Source organism: Methylorubrum sp. Q1 (assembly GCF_004683995.1).
In the GTDB taxonomy this organism is placed as follows: Bacteria; Pseudomonadota; Alphaproteobacteria; order Rhizobiales; family Beijerinckiaceae; genus Methylobacterium.
On record NZ_SRHQ01000104.1, the window covers coordinates 1 to 421 of the forward strand.

The following is a 421-nucleotide window of genomic DNA, read 5'->3' on the forward strand; positions in this document are numbered from 1 at the left end:
GCTGCACCGCATCGAGCGGATCATGCGCGAGAACGCCTTGCGAGCGCGACCGCGCCGACGAGGGCTGCCGAAGGACGAGGGAGAGCGGGCCGCCGCCTCGCCCAATCTTCTGGAGCGGCGGTTCGCGGCCGACGCTCCGAACCGGAAGTGGATCGCCGACTTCACGTAGATCTGGACCGCCGAGGGCTGGCTCTACGTCGCCGCCGTCATCGATCTGTTCTCGCGCCGCGTCGTAGGTTGGTCGATGCAGACCAGCATGACGGCGCAACTCGTCACGGATGCGCTCGTCATGGCGATTTGGCGCAGAGGCAAGCCGGATACTCTGTTGCATCACTCGGATCAGGGATCGCAATACACGAGTGAAGCCTTCCAGCGTCAGATGGCCGAGCACGGCGTGACCTGCTCGATGAGCCGGTCGGGC

1 pseudogene is annotated in these 421 nt (G+C 65.8%); it reads left to right on the forward strand.

Annotated elements, in window-relative coordinates:
* A pseudogene (locus E4V01_RS25460) lies at positions 1 to 421 on the forward strand (IS3 family transposase); the annotation flags it as partial.